Consider the following 23,633-nt stretch of genomic DNA (forward strand, 5'->3'; position numbering starts at 1 on the left):
GTCCGTGGAGTCAAGCGACATCGCCAGCGACCGCATGAGGCGTCAGCTATTGGCGTTCAGCAGCCGCGCCACCGTGCGGTCGATCTCGTCGTAGCGGCCTTCGCCTTCGTGCTGAAACACGATCTTGCTGGCGGCGGCGCCGATCATTTCGGCGCAAGCCACAGTCTGAGGCCGAACGAAATCACGGTGATGGCGCCCACCCCGCCGAGCCAGAGAACGGCGAACCATATCAGCCGTCGCCCCAGCGGCCTCGGCTCTGCTTCGCGCGGCATCAGTGATAACCGCTCCCGGCCCGGACCTTGCCGCGGAAGACCCAATAGGCCCAGCCGGTATACCCGAGAATCAGCGGCACCAGTCCGGCCACGCCGACGAGCATGAAGATCTGGCTGTTCTGCGGCGCAGCCGCCTGCCAGATCGTGATGCTCTGCGGCACGATATAGGGATACATGCTGATACCCAGCCCGGCATAGGACAGCCCGAACAATACCAACACCAGAAAGAACGGCCGGGAGTCCTGCTTTTGCCCGAGGCTGCGTATCAAGAGCGCGGTGACGGCGGCGACCGCGACCGGCACCGGCGCGACCAGGACGACGTTCGGCCAGGCGAACCAATGCTGCGCGTATTGAATGCTGAGGAACGGCGTGGCGATGCTGACCGTTGCGATCGCCGCAAGCATCGCGAACAGCAGATACCAGCTCAGCCGGTAGGCCTTCTCGCGCAGGGCGCCCTCGGTCTTCAGAATGAGCCAAGTGGCGCCCAGCAAGGAATAGCCGATCATCAGGGCAATTCCCGTCAGGAGGCTGAACGGCGTCAGCCAGTCCCACCAGCCGCCGGCATAATTCCGCGCCTCGACATGCACGCCTTGCAGGATGGCGCCGAGCGCAACGCCCTGCGCCAGCGTCGCCAGCAGCGATCCTCCGGCAAAGGCAATGTCCCAACGGTTTCGTGCAGCGGTGGTACGCCAGCGGAATTCGAAGGCGACACCGCGGAAGACCAGTCCGATCAGCATCGCGATCATGGGTGTATAGAGCGCCGGCATCAGCACCGCGTAGGCGAGCGGAAAGGCCGCCATCAGGCCGCCGCCGCCCAGCACCAACCAGGTCTCGTTGCCATCCCAGACCGGCGCCACGCTGTTCATCATGACGTCGCGGTCGGCCTTGGCGGGAAACAAGGGAAACAGCATGCCGAGGCCGAGATCGAATCCGTCCATCACGACATAGACGAACACCGCGAACGCGATGATGAGCGCCCAGACCGTGGCGAGGTCGATGGCGGCGATCATGACAGCGCACCCTGTCCCGCAACGCCCGAGGCCGGTGTGATGCCGGCGGCGCGCGTCGGCATGTCGCCGCGTGGCCCCTGCTCTCCATGATGAGGCGAGGCCGCCATCAGGCGCAAAATGTAAATGGCGCCAGCCGCGAACACGACGAAATAGACGACGATGAAGGCCAGCAATGACGAACCCACCGCGGGCGCGGCCAGCGGCGAGGCGGCGTCCGCGGTTCGCAACAGGCCGTAGACCGTGAAAGGCTGCCGGCCGGTCTCGGTGGTGATCCAGCCCGCGAGCACCGCGATGAACCCCGCCGGCCCCATCGTCAGCGCGAAAATGTGCAGCGGCCGGGAGTCGAACAGGGTGCCGCGCCAGCGTGTCCACAGGCTGAACAGCCCCAGCCCGAAGATCAGGAAGCCCAACGCGACCATGATGCGGAACGACCAGAATGTGATCGGTACCGGCGGCCAGTTTTCGCGCGGTACGGTATCAAGTCCCGCGAGCGGCGCATCGAGGGAATGCTTGAGGATGAGCGAAGACAGTTTCGGTATCTCGATCGCGTATTTGACTCGGCCGGCGTCCTGATTGGGCAGGCCGAATAGAATCAGCGGCGCACCGTCCTTGTGGCTCAGGTAATGCCCTTCCATCGCCATGACCTTCGCCGGTTGATGCGCCAGCGTGTTGATGCCGTGCTGGTCGCCAGCCAGGATCTGGATCGGCGCGACCAGTGCCGCCATCCACATCGCCATCGAGAACATTACCCGGGGGCCGGCAAGATGCGGGTCGCGCAGCAGATGATATGCGCCGACCGCGCCGACCACGAGCGACGTCGTCAGGTAGGCGGCGAGCACCATATGCACGAGCCGGTAGGGGAAGGACGGATTGAAAATAACCTTGAACCAGTCGGCGACTACGAACTGGCCATCGGAATTGACGGCGTAGCCCGCCGGGGTCTGCATCCACGAATTGGCCGAGAGGATCCAGAACGCCGAGATCAGCGTGCCGATCGCGACCATCAGCGTCGCGACGAAGTGCAGCCTTGGGCCGACGCGCTCGAGACCGAATAGCATCACGCCGAGGAAGCCTGCCTCGAGGAAGAACGCGGTCAGCACCTCATAGGCCATCAAGGGACCGATCACGGGGCCCGTCTTGTCGGCGAAACCCGACCAGTTGGTTCCAAACTGGTAGGACATCACGATGCCCGAGACCACGCCCATGCCGAACGCGATCGCGAAGATCTTCAGCCAATAGTGGAACAGGTTGAGGAAGACCTCACGGCCGGTCCACAGCCAGACGGCTTCCAGCACAGCAAGATAGCTGGCAAGCCCGATCGAGAACGCCGGAAACACGATGTGGAACGACATCGTGAATGCAAACTGCGCTCGTGCAAGCACGATTGGATCAAGGTTCGATAGCATCGGCGCTCCCGTCACAACGCGACAAGTTGTGGCTATTATGGGGGCGCCGATCTGGCTGCTCAGCTACGCAATCGCGCCCAGCTTATGAATGATGACCCATGCCGTCCTCCCATCATATAGGACTCTTTGTCTAACCTGTACGACATCAGCTATTGGCGTTCAGCAGCCGCGCCACTGTGCGGTCGATCTCGTCATAGCGGCCTTCGCCTTCGTGCTGGAACACGATCTTGCCGTTCTGGTCGATGATGTATTGCGCCGGCCAATATCGGTTGCGGTAGGCGTTCCAGGTCTTGGAATCGTTGTCCTGCGCCACCGGATAGGTGATGCCGTGGCGCTTCAGTGCCGCCTGCACATTGGAGGCCGAGCGCTCGAACGGGAATTCCGGCGTGTGCACGCCGACCACGACCAGGCCGCGATCTTTGTATTTGGCGTAGAGCTCGGTGACATGCGGCAGCGTGTTGACGCAGTTGACGCAGCCATAGGTCCAGAAATCCACCAGCACGACCTTGCCGCGCAGCTCGGCGAGGTTGAGCGGTTTTGAGTTGAACCAGTTGGTGATGCCGGCGAAGTCGGGCGCGGTCTCTTGGGCAGCGGCAGCGGTCACCATCGGCGCCGCGCGCGCGGCCTCGTCGCAAATGCCGGGGATGACGGCGCCGGTCACGGCGATGCCGATGAGCGCGGCGGATACGGCGAGCAGTTTGAGCGTCATGGAAGCTTCCTCCGTTGAGATGGTGTGATCACAGGCCGATCTGGCCGGTGGGATAGAATCCGGTGAGCCACGCCACGATCAGCGTGTCGTATTGAAAGTAGGCGGCGACCGCGAAGGCGATCACGACGACGCCAAATCCCTGCTGCAAGCGCGGTGAGATCCGCGCGAGACTGCGCACGCGTGTGGTCGCGGCCTGCCCGCCATAGGCGATCGCGAGCATCGGGATCGCTGCGCCGATGGCGTAGGCGACCAGCAGCGTGCCGGCCCAGGAGAGGCTCTTCGAGGTCGCCACCAGCGTCAGGATCGAGCCGAGCACGGGGCCAGCGCAGGGCGTCCAGACCAGGCCGAGCGTGGTGCCGAGCGCCAGCCCGCCGAGACCGCCGAGCGCGCCGTCGCGCTGAGTGGCGCTGGAGTTGCCGAGATCGAGCCAGCCATTGAGCCGGATCGACAGCCATTCGAACGGCGCCGGCCACAGCATCAACAGGCCGAAGCCGAGCAGTAGGAGCGACGCCGCCGAACGCAGCACGTTCGGATCGAAATCGAACAGCCGCGTGATCGCGCCGAGCAGCAGCGCGGTCGCGGAGAAGGAGATGACGAAGCCGAGCGCGATCATCGCGGGGCGCAAATGCCCGGCACGGCCGATCGAGGCGCCGAGCAGGATCGGCAGCATCGGCAGCGTGCAGGGCGCGGCGATGGTGAGGACACCGGCAAGAAGAGCGAAGGTGAGTTCGAGCATCGGGCCACTCGTGAATGGGGTCACGAGGTTGCTTCGGGATGAATGCGTCAGTCGTTACGCAGTGTCACACGTTCGTGACGGGGGAAGCCGTTGCCGCGTCGACGGTGCGCCCCCTCTCCCGCTTGCGGGGGAGGGCCGGGGTGGGGGTGTCTCCGCAATGGGACACTTCCCAAGAGGAAAAAGCCCTCACCCGCCGCGCGCGGGACGATGCTCCGCATCGCCCGGGGCGCGTCGGCCTCTCCCGCAAGCGGGAGAGGCGGGAGCGCGCGGAGAGAGTTCGCCCCAAACACAAAACGACCCGGAGGGGGGCATCCCGTCCGGGTCGCTGGAGGTCCTTGGGAGGTTTAGAGCAAAATCGTATGTGACGTTTATAGGGAGGAAGTTTTTCCGCCTGATGTTGTGCTTCGTTTCAATTGTTTCGTCGGCGGTAACACTTCCGTGTCCGGGTAGGGTCGAGGGGCGATCCTATCCTGTTGAAATCTTTGGCTTTCAGGCAGCGAAGCGGTCGACGCCACAGCCTTTAAGCAACTCGGCAAGTTGCTTGCGGGCGTAGAACATCCGGGTCTTCACCGTGCTCTGCGGGATGCCGATGATCTGACCGACCTCCTCCACCGACTTCTCATGGTAGTAGACGAGGGTGATGATCTCGCGATGAGCGGGCGACAGCTTGGCGACGCAGGCGCGCAGGATCGCGCTGGTGTCGCTGCGGTCGAGCGAAGTCTCCGGCGTGTCGCAGTCATCCGCGATCTGCCGCACGTCTTCCTGGTCGATGTCCTCGAAGCGGCGCTGGCGCATCGCGGTCAGCGCCTTGAAGCGGGCGATCGACAGCAGCCAGGTCGAGACCTGCGAGCGGCCCTGGAACTGGCCGGCGGTCCGCCACACGTCGAGGAAAACCTGGCTGACCAGGTCTTCCGCCGTGGTGGCATCGCGCACGATCCGCAGAATGAAGCGGTAGACGCGCACATTATGACGGCAATAGAGGATGTGCATCGACGTCCGGTTGCCGTCGGCAATGCTTTCGAGAAGCATGTCGTCCGAGGTCGCCTGAGCGGCAACGATGCTCTGGCTGGCTTGGGCGTTGATGGCGATGACGTTCTGCATTGACTGGCTCCCCGTAGCGCCGCAACCGAGCGGCGTTTCCTTGGACCAAAGTGTTAATGAGCCAACGTTTCGGGACGTCTGCACCAAAAGCGGAAAATGGTTTCGTGCGCCGTCAAATTGTTTCGTCGGAAAGGCCGCGACGAAACATTCGGAGTAAAAAGGCGTGGAATTTCAATGTACGGAAAATACGGGGACGGAGGATTGACGGCGCCCGGAACGAATTTTGGGTGTTTGCGTTTGTGGGCGCCACACACTCCACTGTCGTCCCGGACAAGCGTCAGCGCAGATCCGGGACCCATGGCCACAGGATGTGGTTTGGCGAAGACTCGTGGTTGCCAGCTCGCGGCACACTTCTCCCTGTGGCTATGGGGCCCGGATCAGCACTCCGCTTCGCTGCGCTTGTCCGGGACGACGGCTGTATGTGCCGCTAGCCCTACGCCTTCTCACCCGCCGGCGAGAACAGATAGCCGCCGCCGCGGATGGTGCGGATCACGGCGGGCTTGGTCGGGTCGGGCTCGATCTTGCGGCGGATGCGCATGATGCGGAGGTCGACGGCGCGGTCGAACGCCTCGGCGTCGCGCGCATTGGCCAATTCCAAAAGGCGCTCGCGCGACAGCACGCGCTTCGGATTGGCCGCGAACACTTTGAGCAGCCCGAACTCGGATGCGGTCAGCGGATGCTCGTTGCCTTCGTCGTCGCGCAAGGCCTGCGCTTCGAGATCGAGCCATTTGGTGCCGAAGCGCACCAATTGATCCTTGTCCGATTTTGCGGGCGCTGCTTCGGAAGCGGCCAGCTTGAGCGGCGTGCTCCGCCGCAGCACCGAGCGGATGCGCGCCATCAATTCGCGCAGCTCGCAGGGCTTGGCCACATAGTCGTCGGCGCCGAGCTCGAGGCCGACCACGCGATCGATCGGGCTCGCAGTCGCCGTCAGCATGATCACCGGCACGTTGATGCGGCTCTTCAAGTCGCGGATGATCGACAGCCCGTCTTCCTCGGGCATGTTGAGGTCGAGCACGACGAGGTCGGGCATGCCGCCCTGGATCGCCATGCGCAGGCTCTTGCCGCCGTCGCACAGCGTCACGGTGAAGCCGTGCATCTTGAGGTAATCGCCGACCATCTCGCGGGCCGGGGCCTCGTCGTCAACGATCATGATGTGCTGGCTCTGGGTCATGTCATTCAGATCTCGCAGATCTCGGCACTCAAATCAGGGCAATTCAGTCGCGGGCAGCGTGATGGTGAAGGTCGATCCCTTGCCGGGGCCGTCGCTCTCGGCGGTCACCTCGCCGCCATGCATGTCGATAATACGCTTGACGATGGAAAGCCCAAGCCCCGTCGAGCTCTCGCCGGCGGTCGGTTTTGCGGAAAGCCGCTGGAACCGGCCGAACAGCCGGCCGAGATCCTCCGGCGACAGTCCCGCGCCCTCGTCGCCGACACGGATGACGGTGTCGCTGCCTTCATGCGTGACCGCGACGCCGATGTTGCCGCCGATCGGGCTGTACTTGATGGCGTTGCTGATCAGATTGTCGATCGCCTCGCGGATGCGGTCGGTGTCGCACATGGTGACGATGTTGGATGGCGCCGTAACGCTGATCGCCTGCTGCTTGTTGACGGCGAGCGGCTGGTTGGCATCGGCGACCTCCTTGACCAGGGCTGCGACATCGACCGGCTCGCGGCGAATGGTGATGTCGAAGGCATCGGCCATCGCGTCCGAGATCAGATGATCGACCATCGTGGTCAGGCGCTTGGTGGCATCGCGGATGTGATCGACCTGGGCGACCACGCCGCTGGACGACGCGCCGGTCGAGATCAGCTCCTTCAGCATCTCGGTGCGGCCGAGGATGACGCCGAGCGGGTTCTTGAGGTCGTGGGCGACGGTGCCGAGAATCTCGTTCTTGAAGCCGTTTGCGCGCTGCAGCCGCAGCCATTGTGCCGAGAGGCGCCGGTTGGCCTGCATCAGGGCGCGGGTGCGCTGCGCAACGCGGTCCTCGAGCTGCGTATTGGCGTCCTGGAGCTGCTGGTAGAGGATCACGTTGTCGAAGGCGATCGAGAGCCGGCTGGAGAAAATCTCGACCAGCGAGCGGTCGGTCTCGGACAGCTCGCGCTCGGCCTGGAGCAGCACCACGACCTCGCGGCCGCTGCCGGTGCGCAAATAGATCACGCTGCGGTGGTCGGCGAATTCGTTCTTGCGGCGCTGGAACGCGGCCTCCACCATGGCGCGCAATTCGGGGTCGAGCGCCTTTGACGACGTGGTGCCGATGAAGCGGCTGTAGCAGCCGCTGCCGGCGAGCACCGAGAGTTCGGGATCGATGCCGCCATTGTCGCGCAAGACCAGTATGCCGGCGCAATCGACATTGAGCAGCGAGGCGAGTTGGGTCAGCACGCCCTCGGCGAGGCGCTGCATCGACTTGAAGTCGTACAGCGTCGAGGCGGCATCGATGATGATCTCGAGCCCACGCCGCGTCTGCACCATCCGCTCGAGCTGCTGGTAGGAGCGCAGCGCCGCAGTCAGCGAGGTGAACAGCTTGTCGGCGGTGAGCTCGGTCTTGGCCTTGTAGTCGTTGATGTCGTACTGCACGATCACGCGCCGCTCGGGCGCTTGGCCGGGCTGGCCGGTGCGCAGGATGATGCGCACGGTCTCGTTCTTGAGCTCGTTGCGGATGAATTCGACCAGCTCGAGGCCGGCGACATCCGTTTCCATGATGACGTCGAGCAGCACGGCGGCGATGTCGCTGTGCGCGGCCATCAGCTTGCGACCTTCGGCCGCGGAATGGGCCGAGAGGATCTCCAGGCCCTGGCCGTTCAGGCTGTAGTCGGATAGCGCGAAGCGGGTGCCGTCATGCACGGCCGCATCGTCGTCGATGACGGCGATCTTCCATTTACGGGTGTTGGTATCCTCCGACGCGGTACCGGTATCGTCGATCAGGTGGAGGACATCGTCCTGTTCGGCCATTGAGAAGTCCCGTCACTCTCTGTGCTTTGCGCGCCGCCCTTGGCGAGGCGGGGCATGATAATGCGAAAAGTAGTGCCTTGTCCCAGCTTGGATTCCAGCATCATGCGACCGCCGAGCTGCTGGGTGACGAGGTTATAGACGATATGGAGGCCGAGTCCCGTGCCGCCTTCATTGCGCCGGGTGGTAAAGAAAGGGTCAAAGGCCTGGCGCTGCACGTCAGGGGTCATGCCGGCGCCGTCATCGGCGAAGCTGATCTCGATATCGTCGGCGCCGCGCGGCCGCGCCGAGATCGTGATCGTGCCGGCGCGCCCGTCGGCGAATGCGTGGTTGGCGGCATTGAGAAAGAGGTTGGTCAGGATCTGGCCGTAGGAGCCGGGATAGCCGTCGAGCAGGAGCCCCTCGGGCACGTCGACCTGGAGCGTGATCGGCGAGCGCTTCAGCACGGGGCGCAGGCTCGCGATGATCTGGTCGGTGGCTTCGCTCAATGAGAACTGCCGCCGCTCGGCGTGCGAGCGGTCGACCGCGACCTGCTTGAACGACTGGATCAGCTCGCCGGCGCGCTGGAGATTGGCGACGAGCTGTTGCGAGGCATCACGCGAGGACTGCACGAACTCCTCGAGCTGCGAGCGGCGCAGGCCGCCATCGCCCCTGAGCTGAGCTTCGAAGATCTCGCTGCGCCGTGCAAAACTGGATGCGACCGTCAGGCTGATGCCGATGGGGTTGTTGACCTCGTGGGCGACGCCGGCGACGAGGCCGCCGAGCGCTGCGAGCCGTTCGGCGTCGATCAGGTTCTGCTGCGCGGCGTTGAGCTCGAGCAGAGCGCTCTCGGCCTTTTCCTTGGACTCGCGCAGCTCGTCCTCGGTCTCGCGCTTGGCGATGGCGTTCTCGCGGAACACTTCCACCGCGCGCGCCATCGCGCCGACCTCGTCGCGCGCCGTGGTGCCCTGCACCTCGCGGTCGAGGTTACCGAGCGTGATCGCTCGCATCGATGCCATGATCTGCTGGAGCGGCAGCCGGATCGACAGTGCGATCAGCACGCCGGCGGTGAGGATGATGCCGAGGAAGATCACCGCGATCGACAGCACCCGCCGCGAAATATCCGCCAGCGTGCGGTCAAACGTCTCCTGCGCCTTCTGCTCGCGCTGGCGCATCTTGGTCGAGAGGTCGTCGATGGCGCCGATCGCCTCGGCCTGGCTGGCGTCGATGGTGTTGCGCAACAGCTCGGTGCGGCTCGCAAGCTGTTCGGAGAGCCTTGCGAAGCCCTCGCGCAGCGCCGTGGTGCGGCTCGCGAGCTTCTGCAGCGCCATGCGCTGGAGGTCGTTGTCGGCGAGATCGAGCATGACCGGGACGGTCTTCTCGATCGTCTCGGTGTTGCGCCTCGCCTCGTCGGCTGCGGACTGCGACAGCGACAGATAGTAGGAATTCGCGGCCACCAGCATCGCGGTGAAGGCCTCGCGGGATTTGCCGAGCGATGGCCAGATCAGCGCGTCGCGGTGACCGGTGGCGCCTTCGATGATGGAATACAGGCCCGCCATGTCCTTGGCCGGGCCTTGCACCTGGTCCTCATACGTTTTTGCGATGGTCGCCTGCACGCCGCGCAGTTCGCCGAAACCGTTGAGGAAGCGGTCGGTGGTGCGCTCCAGCTCCTCGACCGAGCCTGAAAGCATCGGGTCCTTGGCGGCGCGGTTGGTCAGCGTGCCCAGCACCGCCTCGCGCAGCAGCAGGATCTCGGCGAACAGGTCCGGGCTCGGCTGGTTGATGTAGCGGTGGATCAGGTTCTGCAGCCGTCCGGTCTCGCTTTCGAGCAGCGCCAGGATCCGGTCGGATTCGCGCACCTGGCGGACGTCGTCCCAGGCCGAGCCCAGCACCTGCGTGCCGTTCCAGATCATCCCGACCAGCACCACCACCACGGCCGAGTTCAGCGCCGCGATCGACAGGATGCGCCAGCGAATCGGCACCGCCCGCAACACGCCGACGAGACGCGCGCGCAGCCGCCCGATCGGGCCGGGCGGCCTGTCTGCGTGCTCGCTGTGTCCAGGCGCGGCCAACTAAACTCACTCCGTCTTGCGAATGCGCTCGATCAGCGCGGCCGCGGCGGCATCCCGCGCGGCCTTGGCGTAGATCGGCGCCATCGCGTCCTCGAACGGCTTGCGATCGATGTCCCGGACGATGGTGACGCCGGCGGCCTGCGCCTTGCGCTGCGACTGCTCCTCGAGGTCGCGCCATTTCTCGCGCATGAAGCGGCTGGAGCGAGCCGCAGCCTCCCGAAAGATCTGCTGGTCGTCCACTGAGAGGCTCCGCCAGGGCTTGAGCGAGATCACCAGCACCTCAGGGCTCGTTTCCTTCTCCTCGCCGAGCTGGCGGGAGTGAAACACCTTGATCTCGTGCCGGCCGCCGGTGCGATCGGCGATCAGGGCGCCCATGTAGCGCAGCGCCTGCACGGTCGGGTAATCCTCGGTCTGGGTGTCGGCAGCGCGGAACTCGCGCGCAACGGCGCCCGTCGCGCAGATGGCCATCGCACATTTGGCGAACAGAAGCGCGACGAACACCATCCCGGTTCGCGAGAGTTCGGCACGGTTCAACACTGGCACACTCAACCCCTTAGTGGTGGAGTCTATGGCGGACCCAAAAGGTTCAATGCAATCTAGCAGATGGTCGAGGGAAGGCCATCCCGCCCCGTCCCGCGGGTTGATTGTGCGGCGCGACCAACCCTCATTCCCGGTTGAAACCGCAAATGCCGCGCCTTAAGCAGGGTATGGTCGCCTTTTGCCGCGCGACACGGGAATAGCCATCGTGACTTCAGCCTTGCGCCTTTTGCAGGTCGTTGCCGCTTCCGCGGCCCTCGCATTGGGCTGTCAGGCCCGCGCCGCCACCGACATCATGCTGTGGCACGCCATGTCGGGGGAGCTTGGCCGGCAGTTGGAGAAGCTGACCTCCGACTTCAACGCCTCGCAATCCGATTACCGGATCGTGCCGAGCTACAAGGGCAACTACACCGAGACGGTGACGGCAGCGATCTTCGCCTTCCGTTCGCGCAGCCAGCCCGCGATCGTCCAGGTCAACGAGGTCGCCACTGCCACGATGACGGCGGCCAAGGGCGCGATCTATCCCGTGTTCAGCATGATGCGGGATATGAACGAGCCGTTCTCGCTCAATGATTACCTTCCCGCGGTTTCCGGCTACTACACCGATGCGGCCGGCAATCTGCTGTCCTTCCCGTTCAACTCGTCGACGCCGATCCTCTATTACAACAAGACCATGTTCCGCGATGCGGGCCTCGATCCGGAGAAACCGCCGAAGACCTGGCCCGAGCTTGGCGCCGCCGCAAAACGCCTGCGCGACCGCGGCGCCGCGTGCGGCTTCACCACGTCCTGGCCGTCCTGGATCCATGTCGAAAATCTCTCCGCTTTCCACAATCTGCCGCTCGCGACCCGCGCCAACGGCTTTGCCGCGCTCGATGCGGAGTTGACCATCAACAACCCTGTCGTCGTGCATCACGTCGCCCAGCTTGGCGAGTGGCAGAAGAGCAAGCTGTTCGACTATAGCGGTCGCGGGCAAAGCGCCGAGCCGCGCTTCCAGAACGGCGAATGCGGCATCTTCATCGGCTCCTCGGCGACGCGCGCCGACATCAAGGCGAATTCCAAGTTCGAGATCGGCTACGGCATGATGCCGTATTGGCCCGACGTGAAGGACGCGCCGCAGAACTCGATCATCGGCGGCGCCACGCTGTGGGTGCTGCGCGACCGGCCGCGCGAGGAATACAAGGGCGTGGCGCGGTTCTTCGCCTATCTGTCGCAACCCGGCGTGCAGGCGGCCTGGCATCAGAACACCGGCTACCTGCCGATCACCCGCGCCGCGTTCGAGCTGACGCGCGCGCAGGGCTTTTACGAACGCAACCCGGGCTCGGCGATCTCGTTCGAGGAGGTCACGCTGCATCCGCCGACGGAGAACTCCAAGGGCATCCGGCTCGGCTCGTTCGTGCTGATCCGCGGCGCGATCGAGGACGAGCTGGAGCAGGCCTTTTCCGGCAAGAAGGCGGCGCAGGCCGCGCTCGATTCCGCGGTCGAACGCGGCAACAAGCTGCTGCGCCAGTTCGAGCGCGCCAGCCCGGATCGGTAGCAGCATGTTTAGACCGGGTCGCAGCCGTGTTGTAGGTGCGCTTCCTCTCCCGCTTGCGGGAGAGGGCTGGGGTGAGGGTGCCTCCGCAATCGATGACCCCCGTGGGGACAGAACCCTCACCCGCGCCTTCGGCGCGACCTCTCCCGCAAGCGGGAGAGGTGCACCACCTTCTCGGCATGCACCGAATCGCCCAAAACCGCCTTGCACGAGCGAGCGCGGATGAGGAACGTTCCAACGCGAGAACTACCGGCTTTCGCCGACGCGGAGAGCTTTCGTGCCTGGCGCTCCGATCCGGCGCGATGGCTGCCGATTGCAATCGACATCGCCCGCAGCCATGGTCTCGACGGCGGCTCGCCGCATGCGTTTGCGACCGGCACCAATCTCGTCGTCGGCCTCAATGACGGGCTGATCCTGAAAATCTTCCCGCCGCTGTTGCGCGCGCAGTTCGTCTCCGAGCGCGGCTCGCTGAGGCAGCTTGCAGGCCGCCTTCATCTGCCGATTCCCGAGATCGTCGCGGAAGGCGAGCGCGACGGCTGGCCTTATCTGGTCATCACGCGCCTTGCCGGTACGCTCGGCTCGGAGGTTTGGCCGCAGCTCGCGGAAGACCAGAAAGAGCGTCTGCTGCGCCAGATCGGCGAGACCATCGCGGCTGTGCAGTGTGCGCCCCTCGGTCCGCTCGCGAGCATCGAGCCGCGCTGGGACGAATTCATGCGCGGGCAGATGGCGGGTTGCCGCGCGCGCCACGCCCGCCTCGGTCTTGCGCCGAAATTTCTCGCCGGCCTCGACGATCTCCTGCGCGACGCGGCCGAGCTCATCCCTGTGAATGCGCCGCCGGTGATTCTGGTCGGCGAGTACATCCCCCAGAATTTTCTGCTCGCCTGCCGTGACCGCGACTGGTCGCTCGCCGGCCTGTTCGACTTCGGCGACGTGCTGACGGGGTGGCGCGATTACGACCTGCTCGGTCCGAGCGCCTTCATGGCGGCGGGCCGTCCGGGCCGCGTGCGCAGCCTGCTCGAAGGTTTTGGCTATTCCAGGCCGGACTACGCGCTGAAGCGCCGGCTGATGGCCCTGATGCTGCTGCATCGCGCCAGCGACCTCAACAGCCACATCTGCATCGAGGGCTGGCAGGACAAGGCGAACGATCTCGTCGAGCTTCAGGAGTTGATCTGGCCGGGGCGAGCGGCCTGACCATCGCGCGACTAGCCGGGCCTGCGCCCAGCGGCGGGATGCTCAATTCCGGGACGCTCAATTTTTCAGCTTACTTTTGAGGCAAAATCGTCTCTTTGTATGCAATATCAGGGGCTGCCTGGAGAGTGTCCAGATGCTCCCGTGCCAGAATAATTATTGGAAATCAAAAGTTTAAGGTCCTTGTAAGCCCTCATTAAGCTTTGGCACGAACCTTGCGAATCCAGTTCCAACCAGAAACTTTTGTGTTGGAGCCATTTCATGAAGCGCCGCGATTTCCTCAAGTCCGTCTCCGGATTGGCCGCTGGCGCGGCGCTTCCGGCCATGCCGTCGGTGATCTCCTCCGCCAAGGCTGATGCGCGCTCCGAGACGCTGCTGATCGTCTCCGAGGGAGGCCCCAACAATCTCGACATCCACGGCGTCGGCACCAACGTGCCCGGCTATGAAGTGTCCTGGAATTGCTACGACCGTCTGATCAGCCACGAGATGAAGAGCGGTCCCGGCGGCGTGCCCTATTACGACCGCGACAAGTTCAAGGGCGAGCTCGCCGAGGACATGAAGATCGACGACATGTCGGTCACCTTCAAGCTGAAGAAGAACGCCAAATTCCACGACGGCACGCCTGTCACCGCCAAGGACGTCAAATGGTCGCTCGATCGCGCGGTGAGCGTCGGCGGCTTCCCGACCTTCCAGATGAGCGCGGGCTCACTCACAAAGCCCGAGCAGTTCGTCGTGGTCGACGACAACACGGTGCGGGTTGATTTCGCGAAGCAGGATCGGCTCACGATTCCTGACCTCGCTGTGATCGTGCCTTGCATCGTCAATTCCGAACTCGTGAAGAAGAACGCCAGCGAGAAAGATCCCTGGGGTCTTGAATTCACAAAGCAGCAGACCGCGGGCTCCGGCGCCTACAAGGTGACGAAGTGGACCGCCGGTACCGAAGTGATCATGGAACGCAACGAGGATTGGGTCGGTGGTCCCTTGCCGAAGATCAAGCGCGTGATCTGGCGCATGGTGCCGCAGGCCGGCAATCGTCGGGCGCTGCTGGAGCGCGGCGACGCCGACATCTCCTACGAATTGCCGTTCAAGGATTTCCAGGAGATGAAGGCGAGCGGCAAGCTCAACGTGGTGTCGCTGCCGTTTTCCAACGGCATCCAGTATATCGGCATGAACGTCACCAAGCCGCCGTTCGACAATGTGAAGGTGCGGCAGGCCATCGCCTATGCGTTGCCGTACCAGAAGATCATGGACGCGGTGCTGTTTGGCCTCGGCAATCCCATGTTCGGCGCGGCCAAGGACAAGGCCACCGAAGTCGCCTGGCCGCAGCAGCACAAGTACAACACCGACATGGAGAAAGCGAAGGCGCTGCTGGCAGAAGCGGGCTACGCCAACGGTTTCGAGACCACGATCTCGTTCGACCTCAATTTCGCCGGCGTCAACGAGCCGCTCTGCATCCTCGTGCAGGAGAGCCTCGCCCAGCTCGGCATCAAGACCACAATCAACAAGGTGCCCGGCGCCAACTGGCGCACCGAGTTGAACAAGAAGGAAATGCCGCTGTTCACCAACGTGTTCTCGGGCTGGCTCGATTACCCCGAGTACTTCTTCTACTGGTGCTATCACGGCAACAATTCCGTCTTCAACACCATGAGCTACAAGTCGGCGGAGATGGACAAGCTGATCGACGGCGCCCGCAACGCCGCCGCGACCGGCGACATGGCGACCTACGACACCGACGTGAAAGGCTTCGTCGATCTCGCTTACGCCGACGCTCCGCGCATTCCGCTGTACCAGCCCTTCGTCAACGTCGCGATGCAGAAGAACATCAGCGGTTACCAATACTGGTTCCACCGCCGCCTGGATTATCGCGCGATGGCGAAGGGGTGAGACGGGCGGGGCGAATGGTGAGTGGCGAATAGCGAATAGGGCCTAGTGAATGGACACACACGATCGAAATCATCTACTCGCCATTCGCTATTCGCTATTCGCGCGCGAGGAACGAGCGCCATGCTGACCATGATCGGCAAGCGCCTGATGTTCGCGATCCCATCGCTGATCGGGGTCGTCATCGTGACCTTCCTGCTCACGCGCGCATTGCCCGGTGATCCCGCCGCGTACTTCGCCGGTCCCGCCGCGACGAAAGAAGCCGTCGAGCAGATCCGCAAAAAGCTCGGCCTTGACAGGCCCCTGATCGAGCAGTTCTTCCGCTACACCAACGACCTCGCGCATGGCGATTTCGGCAACTCGCTCACGACCGGCCAGCCGGTCGCGGCCGAGATCCGCAACCGTCTGCCGGCTTCGGCCGAGCTGACGCTGCTCGGCCTCATCGTCTCGATCGTGATCGCCATACCGCTCGGCGTGCTGGCGGCGACGCGGCCGGGATCATGGGTCGATCATCTCTGTCGGGTGACGACGACGGCCGGCGTATCGTTGCCGGTGTTTTTCACCGGCCTCGTGCTGGTCTATGTCTTCTATTTCCGGCTCGGCTGGTCGCCGGCGCCGCTCGGGCGGCTCGACGTGTTCTACAGCACCCCGCCGACGGTGACCGGCTTCTACCTGATCGACACCCTGATCGCGCGCGACCTCGAGGCGTTCCGCTCGGCGATGAGCCAGCTCATCCTGCCGGCAACCACGCTTGCGATCTTCTCGCTGGCGCCGATCGCGCGCATGACCCGCGCCTCGATGCTGGCGGTGCTGTCGTCGGAGTTCGTGCGCACCGCGCGCGCCAGCGGCCTGTCGCCGGCAACCGTCATCGTCACCTACGCATTCCGCAACGCGATGCTCCCCGTCATCACCACGCTGAGCATGGTGTTCTCGTTCCTGCTCGGCGCCAACGTGCTGGTGGAGAAGGTGTTCGCGTGGCCCGGCATCGGCTCCTACGCGGTGGAAGCGCTGATCTCGTCGGACTTCGCGCCGGTGCAGGGTTTCGTGCTGACCATGGCGGTGATGTACGTGCTACTGAATCTGGTGATCGACATTCTCTATGGCGTGATCGATCCACGCGTCAGGCTTGAGGGTTAGCGCATGATCCGGAAAAGTGGAGGCCGGTTTTCCGACAGGATCATGCGCAAAACAAAGGGGACACCATGAGCTCCGTTGCACCTGCTGTTGAACCGGTCGGTCCCGCGCGCACGTCGGGACTGGTCGCGATCCTCGAACAGACCCGCTACGTTCTCGGCGAGAACAAGGTTACGGGTTTCGCCTTTGCGCTCCTCATCGTGATCCTCGTTGCCGCGATCTTCGGTCCCTATGTGGTGCCGTACGATCCGCTGGCGTCCGACACCGCGGCTTCGCTGAAGCCGCCCTCGGCCGCGCACTGGTTCGGCACGGATCAGTTGGGCCGCGACATCTTCAGCCGCGTCGTGGTGGCGACGCGGCTCGATACGTTCATCGCGGTCGCTTCCGTCGTGCTGGTGTTCCTGATGGGCGGGCTCGCCGGCATTGCCGCCGGCTATTTCGGCGGCTGGACCGATCGCATCGTCGGCCGCATCGCCGACACCATCATGGCCTTCCCGCTGTTCGTGCTGGCGATGGGCATCGTCGCAGCGCTCGGCAACACCGTGCAGAACATCATCCTGGCCACGGCCATCGTCAACTTCCCGCTCTATGCCCGCGTCGCGCGCGCCGAGGCCAACGTCCGCCGCAACGCGGGCTTCGTGCAGGCGGCGCGGCTGTCCGGCAACGGCGAATTCCGCATTCTGCTGGTGCACATCCTGCCCAACATCATGCCGATCATGATCGTGCAGATGTCGCTGACCATGGGCTACGCCATCCTCAACGCCGCCGGCCTCTCCTTCATCGGCCTCGGCGTCCGCCCGCCGACCGCCGAGTGGGGCATCATGGTCGCCGAGGGCGCCGGCTTCATGGTGTCAGGGGAATGGTGGATCGCGCTGTTCCCGGGCCTCGCTTTGATGATCGCGGTGTTCTGCTTCAACCTCCTCGGCGACGGCCTGCGCGACATCGTCGACCCGCAGCGGAGGACGTGATGGCTGCTTCAAGATTCTCGGCTGTGCTCCCTCCCCCCTTGCGGGGGAGGGGCAGGCCGCCTTCGGCGGCCGTCCTCTTAGTCAACGCCGTAGCGAAGCTTCGGCTATGGGAGGGGGGTAGCCCCGGGCGGGGTTTGAGTTCGTGGCTACCCCCCTCCCTGCCCCTCCCCCGCAAGGGGGGAGGGAATGAGAGAGTTGTGCCCGCCTCACACACAAATTCCCCGCTAAAATTCTCCAATGAATCCAACCCCGTTCTACTTTGCATGGGGTTGTTTTCGCGTTTTTTGATTGGCACCGCGGCCCGGAGGCCTTCATGACCGCCCAGCCCCTGCTCGATGTCCAGGATCTCACGGTCGAATTCACCACCCGCCGCGGCATCGTCAAGGCGGTGCAGCACGTCAACATCTCCGTCGCCAAGGGCGAGACGCTCGCCATCGTCGGCGAGTCCGGCTCGGGCAAGTCGGTGACCTCCTACGCGGTGATGCGGATTCTCGACCGCGCCGGCAGGATCGCCGAGGGCTCCGTGATGTTTTCCGGCATCGACGTCAAGGCCGCGACCGAAGACCAGATGCGCGATTTGCGCGGCCGCGAAGTCTCGATGATCTTTCAGAACCCGCGCGCCGCGCTCAACCCGATCCGGAAAGTGGGCGACCAGATCGAGGACGTGCTGCGCACCCATGTGCAGCAGGCCATGGTTTCGGACCGCGGAGAAAAGGCGATCGAGGCGCTGGAGCAGGTCAAGATCGCCCGCCCGCGCGAGCGCTACCACGCCTACCCGTTCGAGCTGTCCGGCGGCATGTGCCAGCGCGTCGTCATCGCGCTCGCGCTCGCCTGCAATCCGCAACTGCTGATCGCGGACGAGCCGACCACCGGCCTCGACGTCACCACGCAGAAGGCGGTGATGGACCTGATCGTCGAGCTGACCAAGCGCAAGGCGATGTCGACCATCCTGATCACGCATGATCTCGGACTTGCAGCAGCCTATTGCGATCGCGTCGTGGTGATGGAGAAGGGCCGGGTGGTCGAGACCGCGAAAGCCGCCGACATCTTCGCCAACCCGCAGCACCCCTATACGAAAAAGCTGATGCGCGCGACGCCGCGGCTCGGCGTGTCGCTGCGGGATCTGTTGCCGGAGGACGAGGCGGGTCCATCGACGGCGTCGAGCAGCGGCCCCGCGGAGAGCCTCGCTCTCCCCGCAAGCGGGAAGCAGCCTCTGCTCCTCATCGAAAAGCTGGTCAAGGAATATCCCCGCCAGGGCGCGACCGCGACGCTCGGCAAATTGTTCGGCCGCAAACCGCCGGTCGAGCCGGATGCATTCCGCGCCGTCGACGGCATCAGCCTCTCGATCGGCCATGGCGAAAGCGTCGGCCTGGTCGGCGAATCCGGCTGCGGCAAATCGACCACCTCGATGATGGTGATGCGGCTCCTGGATCAGACCTCCGGTCTCATCCAGTTCGATGGCGAGGATATCGGCGGCATCGCGCCGGCCGCGTTCGCCCGGCTGCCGCAGCGCAGCCGCATCCAGATGGTGTTCCAGGACCCGACCGACAGCCTCAACCCGCGCTTCACCGCCGCGCGCGCCATCGCCGACCCGATCATGCAGCTCGGCGACATCAGGGGGCGCGACGCGCTCCGCGCACGCTGCGAGGAGCTGGCGACCATGGTCGGGCTGCCGCTCAACCTGCTGGATCGCTTCCCGCATCAATTGTCCGGTGGCCAGAAGGCCCGCGTCGGCATCGCCCGCGCGATTGCCCTGCATCCGAAACTCGTCATCCTGGATGAACCGACGGCCGCGCTGGACGTCTCGGTCCAGGCCGTGGTCCTGAACCTGCTTCAGGACCTCAAGGCGCGGCTAGGTATGAGTTATCTGTTCGTCTCGCATGATTTGAACGTAGTGCGCTTGTTGTGCGATCGTGTCATTGTGATGCGGACGGGTCGAATCGTCGAAGAAGGGTCTTCCGAGAAGGTCCTCAGCGATCCGCAGGACGACTACACCAAGGAGCTGTTGACGGCGATCCCGCATCCGCCGTTGCCGGTGCACTGAGAGCCTGTTGGGAGCGTGATGGCCGAACCGCTGGACGATTATATCGACGCTGTCGCGAAAGCGCTGGCGTTGCCCGTCGAGGAGGCCTGGAGGCCAGCCATTCGCGCCAATCTCGAGGTCTCGTTGCGGCTTGCCCGCTTGGTCGACGATTTCGCGCTGCCGGACGAGACCGAGCCGGCGCCCGTATTTGTTGCCTGACGCCGCCATGACCACCAAGCCAGATTTGACGGCCGCAGACATCGCCAAGGCGGTGGCCGGCGGCCAATTGTCCGCGCTCGCTGCGACCGAAGCCGCCCTCGCGCGCATCAAGCAGCACGACGCCATCCTCAATTCCTTCACCGACGTCACCGCCGATCGCGCCCGCGCCAAGGCGCGCGCGATCGACGCCGACGTTGCCGCGGGCAAGAAAGTCGGCCCGCTCGCCGGCGTGCCCTTCGCGGTGAAGAACCTGTTCGACGTCGCGGGCCTGCCGACGCGCGCCGGCTCGAAGATCAATCGCGATCTCGCGCCGGCCAAGCGCGACGCCACGCTGATCGAGCGGATGGAAGCGGCCGGCGCAGTTCTCGTCGGCGCGCTCAACATGGGCGAATACGCCTACGACTTCACCGGCGAGAACGTCCATGACGGTCCTTCGCGCAATCCGCACGACACGACACGGATGAGCGGCGGTTCGTCCGGCGGCTCCGGCAGCGCCGTCGGTGGCGCGCTGGTGCCGATCGCGCTCGGCTCGGACACCAATGGCTCGATCCGGGTGCCGTCGTCGTTCTGCGGCATCTTTGGTCTGAAGCCCACATATGGCCGGCTGTCGCGTGCACGCTCTTTCCCGTTCGTCGCGAGCCTCGATCATCTCGGTCCGTTCGCGCGCTCGGTCACCGATCTCGCACTCGCCTACGACGTGATGCAGGGACCGGATGCGGACGATGGCGCCTGTACCGCGCGTGGTGTCGAGCCGGTCACGCCGCTGCTCGGCGAGTCCATCTCGGGTCTGCGTGTTGCGATTGCCGGAGGGTACTTTCAGCACAACGTGTTTCCGGAAGCCGTCGAAGCCGTCAGCCGCGTCGCCAAGGCGCTCGGCGCGACGCAGGTTGTCGACGTGCCCGAAGCCTCGCGCGCCCGCGCGGCGGCTTACGTCATCACCACGACCGAAGGCGCCTCGCTGCATCTCGATCGCCTGCGCAAGCGCCCCAACGATTTTGATCCGGCGGTGCGCGACCGGCTGATCGCGGGCGCCATGGTGCCGGCGCCGATGGTCGACCGTGCGCAAAAATTCCGCCGCTGGTATCGCGCGCAACTCGCCGAGATCTTCAAATCCGTCGACGTGCTGCTGGCGCCCGCAACGCCCTGCGCTGCGCCAAAACTCGGTCAGGTCAATTTCAATCTCGACGGCGTCGAATTGCCGGTGCGCGCCAATATCGGCATCCACACCCAGCCGATCTCGTTCATCGGTTTGCCGGTCGTGGCAGTTCCGGTGCCGCTCGACCCGCTGCCGATCGGCGTGCAGATCATCGCCGCGCCCTGGCGCGAAGACGTCGCGTTGCGCGTCGCGCATGCATTGGAACGGACGGGCGTGGTGTCTGCGCCGTCGCCAAGAGGACTTTAAGAGGATTTTAAGATGGAGATCGATCTCCCCGACGTGATCGCGGAAGTCAAAGCCGCGTTCGAGCGCTATGAGCAGGCGCTGATCAGCAACGATGTCGCCGTGCTCGGCGAGCTCTTCCGCAACGATCCGCGCACGCTGCGCTACGGCATCGGCGAGAACCTCTACGGCTATGAGGCGATCTCCGGCTTCCGCGCCGGCCGCTCGCCGGTGGGCCTCAACCGCCGCACGGCGAAAACCGTCATCACCAGCTATGGCCGCGACACCGCCGTGGCCTCCACCTTGTTCTATCGCGACACCGCGCCGGGCAGGGTCGGCCGGCAGATGCAGACCTGGATTCGCTTCCCGGAGGGCTGGCGTGTCGTCGCCGCCCATGTCAGCATCATCGACGAGTCGAAAGAGACCTGATCGTATGACGCTTGACGACTTTCCGTCCGGAACACTGCCGGCCGAGCCGGTGCTGCCGCGCGTCGACCGTCCCTCGCCGTCGGTGCAGAAGGTCACGCGCGCCGAGGAGCTGCGTCTCCAGCTCGCGGACGAGATCGTGCGCGGAACCCTGCCGCCCGGCGCGCCGCTCGACGAGACCGATATCGCCCGCCGCTTCAACGTCTCCCGCACACCGGTGCGCGAGGCGCTACGCCAGCTCGTGGCGAGCGGCCTGGTCGAAGCCCGCGCCCATCGCGGCGCGGTGGTGGCGCAGCCCTCAATCGAGCGGCTGAAGAGCATGTTCGAGGCGATGGCGGAACTCGAGGCGCTGTGTGCGGGTCTCGCTGCCGAGCGCATGTCCGCCGCCGAGCGTCACGGCCTAGAAGCCGTCCACGAGGAACTTCGGGTGCTGAGCTACACCGGCAATCCCGATCGCTTCCACGAGGTCAACGAGCGCTTCCACAATGCGATCTATGCCGGCTCGCAGAACGGCTACATCGCCGAGATCACCCTCGCCACGCGCGTCCGCGTGCAGCCGTTCCGCCGCGCCCAGTTCCGCAATCTCGGCCGTCTCGCCAAATCGCAAGCCGAGCACGACCGCGTCGTCGTCGCCATCATGCGCGGCGACAAGCTCGGCGCCGCGGCCGCGATGCGCGCACATATCGAACTGGTGCGCGGCGAATACGAGATCTACGCGGTCTCGGTTTAAGGCGACGCCGTCTTCACATACTCAGTGTCGTCCCGGCGAAGGCCGGGACCCATATGTGGACGGCCCCCGTGGCACAAGAGCTTTTTGAGAGATCGGATCGCTTGCATCCATATGTCCGGCCTGTTGAGTGCGATGGATTAGATCGCTGGCCAAGATGGTTTGCGCGATGCGGGTTCCAAACAACCCGGCGACCTGCTGGCGGCCAATGGGTCCCACGGAATGTCTCGCATCGTTGCTCGATCGATCGCTCCATCTGCTCCTGCAGCTTCCGGGTCGGCTGGCGAACGACCGCCGGCCGGCCAATCTGTTAGGCGGTGACTACCGCGGCGGCATTCAACCGTGCCGCGTCGTAACTCTCGCCGCTGATCATCAGCTTCCAGGCGATGCGGGCCACCTTGTTGGCGAGCGCTACGGCTGCAAGCTTCGGCGGCTTGCGCTGGATCAGTGCCAACAGCCAGCGCGAGTGATGGCCGCGGCCTCGCCGGGCCTGCTGGATCACCGCCGTGGCCCCGATCACGAGCAGCCGTCTCAGATCCTCGTCGCCCGCCCGGGTGATCTTGCCGAGCCTGGTCTTGCCAGCGGTGGAGTGGTCCTTGGGCGTGAGGCCGAGCCAGGCCGCAAAGTGACGACCGGAGCGGAACGCCCGCGGATCCGGCGTCTTCATCACCAGCGCGGTGGCAACGATCGGGCCGACCGAGGGGATCTGCGCCAGACGCCGGCCCATGGCATCGCCACGGTGCCAGGCCATCAGCCTGGCTTCGATCGCCTCCAGCTCGCTCTCGAGCTTAGCGCATTCGCGGCCCAGCACGACAAACAGCTCGCGCGCCAGGACAGGAAGCGTCTCGTCCTGCGCAATCTGCGCCAGCAACGGCTCGATCTTGTCCAGCCCCTTGGGCGCAATCAGGCCAAACTCCGCCGCATGGCCGCGGATCGTATTGGTCAACTGAGTGCGCCGGGCGATCAGCCCGTCGCGGATGCCCGTCAGCATCAATGCGGCTTGCTGCTCGGCGCTCTTCACCGGCACGAACCGCATGGTCGGTCGGCTCATCGCCTCGCACAGCCCTTCCGCGTCCCGTCCGTCGTTCTTGTTCCGCGACACGTAGGGCTTCACCAGTTGCGGCGCCATCAGCTTCACCTCGTGGCCGAGCTGGCGAAGCTCTCGCGCCCAATGTTGCGAAGCCCCGCAGGCCTCCATCCCGATCACGGTCGGCGGCAACTTGGCGAAGAACTCGAGCACCTGCTTGCGCGAAAGTTTCTTGCGCAGCACAGGCCGCTCATCCTCATCAACCCCATGCAGCACAAAAATATACTTCGACGTATCCATTCCAATGCGGATAATCTTCGTCACGGACGGCTCCCTTGTCTGAGATTGCAACAACCTCATTC

Annotated in this window: 21 protein-coding genes and 1 pseudogene; 10 read left to right on the forward strand and 12 right to left on the reverse strand. The window is 64.7% G+C overall.

Going from position 1 to position 23,633, the window contains the following annotated elements:
- Positions 1-42: 42 nt before the first annotated feature.
- The 11 genes and pseudogenes from IVB18_RS02025 to IVB18_RS02075 form a co-directional block, all read right to left on the reverse strand.
- Positions 43-126 (reverse strand): annotated as a pseudogene (locus IVB18_RS02025) (thioredoxin); the annotation flags it as partial.
- A 17-nt stretch (positions 127-143) separates the two neighbouring features.
- Positions 144-272, reverse strand: coding sequence for a DUF2474 domain-containing protein (locus IVB18_RS02030; RefSeq protein WP_247987677.1), 129 nt, complete (start codon positions 270-272; stop codon positions 144-146).
- Positions 272-1,282, reverse strand: a complete 1,011-nt coding sequence (gene cydB / locus IVB18_RS02035; RefSeq protein WP_247987678.1) for a cytochrome d ubiquinol oxidase subunit II — start codon at positions 1,280-1,282, stop codon at positions 272-274. Before cydB ends, IVB18_RS02030 begins: the two co-directional genes overlap by 1 nt.
- Complete coding sequence (locus IVB18_RS02040) at positions 1,279-2,688, reverse strand: cytochrome ubiquinol oxidase subunit I (protein ID WP_247987679.1); 1,410 nt, start codon at positions 2,686-2,688, stop codon at positions 1,279-1,281. Before IVB18_RS02040 ends, cydB begins: the two co-directional genes overlap by 4 nt.
- Before the next feature lie 145 nt (positions 2,689-2,833).
- Entirely contained in the window at positions 2,834-3,397 is a 564-nt protein-coding gene (locus IVB18_RS02045; protein ID WP_247987680.1) for a thioredoxin family protein, read from the reverse strand.
- Positions 3,398-3,425: 28 nt separating this feature from the next.
- The gene (locus tag IVB18_RS02050; protein ID WP_247987681.1) at positions 3,426-4,133 is read right to left on the reverse strand and encodes a cytochrome c biogenesis protein CcdA; all 708 of its coding nucleotides are present in this window, start codon (positions 4,131-4,133) and stop codon (positions 3,426-3,428) included.
- Positions 4,134-4,622: 489 nt separating this feature from the next.
- Positions 4,623-5,234 carry a sigma-70 family RNA polymerase sigma factor gene (locus IVB18_RS02055; protein WP_247987682.1) on the reverse strand — a complete coding sequence of 204 codons (612 nt, stop codon included), beginning with the start codon at positions 5,232-5,234 and terminating at the stop codon, positions 4,623-4,625.
- Positions 5,235-5,667: 433 nt separating this feature from the next.
- A complete protein-coding gene (locus IVB18_RS02060; protein WP_247987683.1) occupies positions 5,668-6,405 on the reverse strand; it encodes a response regulator in 738 nt (245 codons plus the stop codon).
- A gap of 33 nt (positions 6,406-6,438) precedes the next feature.
- A complete protein-coding gene (locus IVB18_RS02065) occupies positions 6,439-8,184 on the reverse strand; it encodes a DUF3369 domain-containing protein (protein WP_247987684.1) in 1,746 nt (581 codons plus the stop codon).
- Positions 8,154-10,232 carry a HAMP domain-containing sensor histidine kinase gene (locus IVB18_RS02070; protein ID WP_247987685.1) on the reverse strand — a complete coding sequence of 693 codons (2,079 nt, stop codon included), beginning with the start codon at positions 10,230-10,232 and terminating at the stop codon, positions 8,154-8,156. Before IVB18_RS02070 ends, IVB18_RS02065 begins: the two co-directional genes overlap by 31 nt.
- A 6-nt stretch (positions 10,233-10,238) precedes the next feature.
- Entirely contained in the window at positions 10,239-10,775 is a 537-nt protein-coding gene (locus IVB18_RS02075) for a hypothetical protein (protein ID WP_346732606.1), read from the reverse strand.
- A 202-nt stretch (positions 10,776-10,977) separates the two neighbouring features.
- Here IVB18_RS02075 and ugpB point away from each other — a divergent pair, with 202 nt between their 5' ends.
- The 10 genes from ugpB (at position 10,978) to IVB18_RS02125 (ending at position 22,247) form a co-directional block, all read left to right on the forward strand.
- Positions 10,978-12,303, forward strand: coding sequence for a sn-glycerol-3-phosphate ABC transporter substrate-binding protein UgpB (gene ugpB / locus IVB18_RS02080; protein WP_247987687.1), 1,326 nt, complete (start codon positions 10,978-10,980; stop codon positions 12,301-12,303).
- Positions 12,304-12,522: 219 nt separating this feature from the next.
- The gene (locus tag IVB18_RS02085) at positions 12,523-13,491 is read left to right on the forward strand and encodes an aminoglycoside 3'-phosphotransferase/choline kinase family protein (protein WP_247987688.1); all 969 of its coding nucleotides are present in this window, start codon (positions 12,523-12,525) and stop codon (positions 13,489-13,491) included.
- 258 nt (positions 13,492-13,749) lie between these two features.
- On the forward strand, positions 13,750-15,372 hold the full coding sequence (locus IVB18_RS02090; RefSeq protein WP_247987689.1) for an ABC transporter substrate-binding protein: 1,623 nt from the start codon (positions 13,750-13,752) through the stop codon (positions 15,370-15,372).
- Between the two features lie 120 nt (positions 15,373-15,492).
- Entirely contained in the window at positions 15,493-16,506 is a 1,014-nt protein-coding gene (locus tag IVB18_RS02095; protein ID WP_247987690.1) for an ABC transporter permease, read from the forward strand.
- 65 nt (positions 16,507-16,571) lie between these two features.
- Positions 16,572-17,471: an ABC transporter permease gene (locus IVB18_RS02100; protein ID WP_247987691.1), complete on the forward strand. Its 900-nt coding sequence runs from the start codon at positions 16,572-16,574 to the stop codon at positions 17,469-17,471.
- A gap of 313 nt (positions 17,472-17,784) precedes the next feature.
- Positions 17,785-19,515, forward strand: a complete 1,731-nt coding sequence (locus tag IVB18_RS02105; protein WP_247987692.1) for an ABC transporter ATP-binding protein — start codon at positions 17,785-17,787, stop codon at positions 19,513-19,515.
- An 18-nt stretch (positions 19,516-19,533) separates the two neighbouring features.
- Positions 19,534-19,713 carry a DUF4089 domain-containing protein gene (locus IVB18_RS02110; protein ID WP_247987693.1) on the forward strand — a complete coding sequence of 60 codons (180 nt, stop codon included), beginning with the start codon at positions 19,534-19,536 and terminating at the stop codon, positions 19,711-19,713.
- A gap of 7 nt (positions 19,714-19,720) precedes the next feature.
- A complete protein-coding gene (locus IVB18_RS02115) occupies positions 19,721-21,115 on the forward strand; it encodes an AtzE family amidohydrolase (RefSeq protein ID WP_247987694.1) in 1,395 nt (464 codons plus the stop codon).
- A gap of 12 nt (positions 21,116-21,127) precedes the next feature.
- Positions 21,128-21,520 carry an oxalurate catabolism protein HpxZ gene (gene hpxZ, locus IVB18_RS02120; RefSeq protein WP_247987695.1) on the forward strand — a complete coding sequence of 131 codons (393 nt, stop codon included), beginning with the start codon at positions 21,128-21,130 and terminating at the stop codon, positions 21,518-21,520.
- Positions 21,521-21,524: 4 nt separating this feature from the next.
- On the forward strand, positions 21,525-22,247 hold the full coding sequence (locus IVB18_RS02125) for a GntR family transcriptional regulator (RefSeq protein ID WP_247987696.1): 723 nt from the start codon (positions 21,525-21,527) through the stop codon (positions 22,245-22,247).
- A gap of 307 nt (positions 22,248-22,554) precedes the next feature.
- Here IVB18_RS02125 and IVB18_RS02130 read toward each other — a convergent pair whose 3' ends face one another.
- Positions 22,555-23,595: an IS110 family transposase gene (locus IVB18_RS02130; RefSeq protein WP_247986947.1), complete on the reverse strand. Its 1,041-nt coding sequence runs from the start codon at positions 23,593-23,595 to the stop codon at positions 22,555-22,557.
- Positions 23,596-23,633: the final 38 nt, after the last annotated feature.

Source organism: Bradyrhizobium sp. 186, from assembly GCF_023101685.1.
GTDB lineage: Bacteria > Pseudomonadota > Alphaproteobacteria > Rhizobiales > Xanthobacteraceae > Bradyrhizobium.

Coding starts and splice junctions, on each gene's coding strand:
- IVB18_RS02030 (WP_247987677.1), bottom strand. CDS start 272: ATGCCGCGCGAAGCAGAGCCGAGGCCGCTGGGGCGACGGCTGATATGG.
- cydB (WP_247987678.1), bottom strand. CDS start 1,282: ATGATCGCCGCCATCGACCTCGCCACGGTCTGGGCGCTCATCATCGCG.
- IVB18_RS02040 (WP_247987679.1), bottom strand. CDS start 2,688: ATGCTATCGAACCTTGATCCAATCGTGCTTGCACGAGCGCAGTTTGCA.
- IVB18_RS02045 (WP_247987680.1), bottom strand. CDS start 3,397: ATGACGCTCAAACTGCTCGCCGTATCCGCCGCGCTCATCGGCATCGCC.
- IVB18_RS02050 (WP_247987681.1), bottom strand. CDS start 4,133: ATGCTCGAACTCACCTTCGCTCTTCTTGCCGGTGTCCTCACCATCGCC.
- IVB18_RS02055 (WP_247987682.1), bottom strand. CDS start 5,234: ATGCAGAACGTCATCGCCATCAACGCCCAAGCCAGCCAGAGCATCGTT.
- IVB18_RS02060 (WP_247987683.1), bottom strand. CDS start 6,405: ATGACCCAGAGCCAGCACATCATGATCGTTGACGACGAGGCCCCGGCC.
- IVB18_RS02065 (WP_247987684.1), bottom strand. CDS start 8,184: ATGGCCGAACAGGACGATGTCCTCCACCTGATCGACGATACCGGTACC.
- IVB18_RS02085 (WP_247987688.1), top strand. CDS start 12,523: ATGAGGAACGTTCCAACGCGAGAACTACCGGCTTTCGCCGACGCGGAG.
- IVB18_RS02090 (WP_247987689.1), top strand. CDS start 13,750: ATGAAGCGCCGCGATTTCCTCAAGTCCGTCTCCGGATTGGCCGCTGGC.
- IVB18_RS02095 (WP_247987690.1), top strand. CDS start 15,493: ATGCTGACCATGATCGGCAAGCGCCTGATGTTCGCGATCCCATCGCTG.
- IVB18_RS02100 (WP_247987691.1), top strand. CDS start 16,572: ATGAGCTCCGTTGCACCTGCTGTTGAACCGGTCGGTCCCGCGCGCACG.
- IVB18_RS02105 (WP_247987692.1), top strand. CDS start 17,785: ATGACCGCCCAGCCCCTGCTCGATGTCCAGGATCTCACGGTCGAATTC.
- IVB18_RS02110 (WP_247987693.1), top strand. CDS start 19,534: ATGGCCGAACCGCTGGACGATTATATCGACGCTGTCGCGAAAGCGCTG.
- IVB18_RS02115 (WP_247987694.1), top strand. CDS start 19,721: ATGACCACCAAGCCAGATTTGACGGCCGCAGACATCGCCAAGGCGGTG.
- hpxZ (WP_247987695.1), top strand. CDS start 21,128: ATGGAGATCGATCTCCCCGACGTGATCGCGGAAGTCAAAGCCGCGTTC.
- IVB18_RS02125 (WP_247987696.1), top strand. CDS start 21,525: ATGACGCTTGACGACTTTCCGTCCGGAACACTGCCGGCCGAGCCGGTG.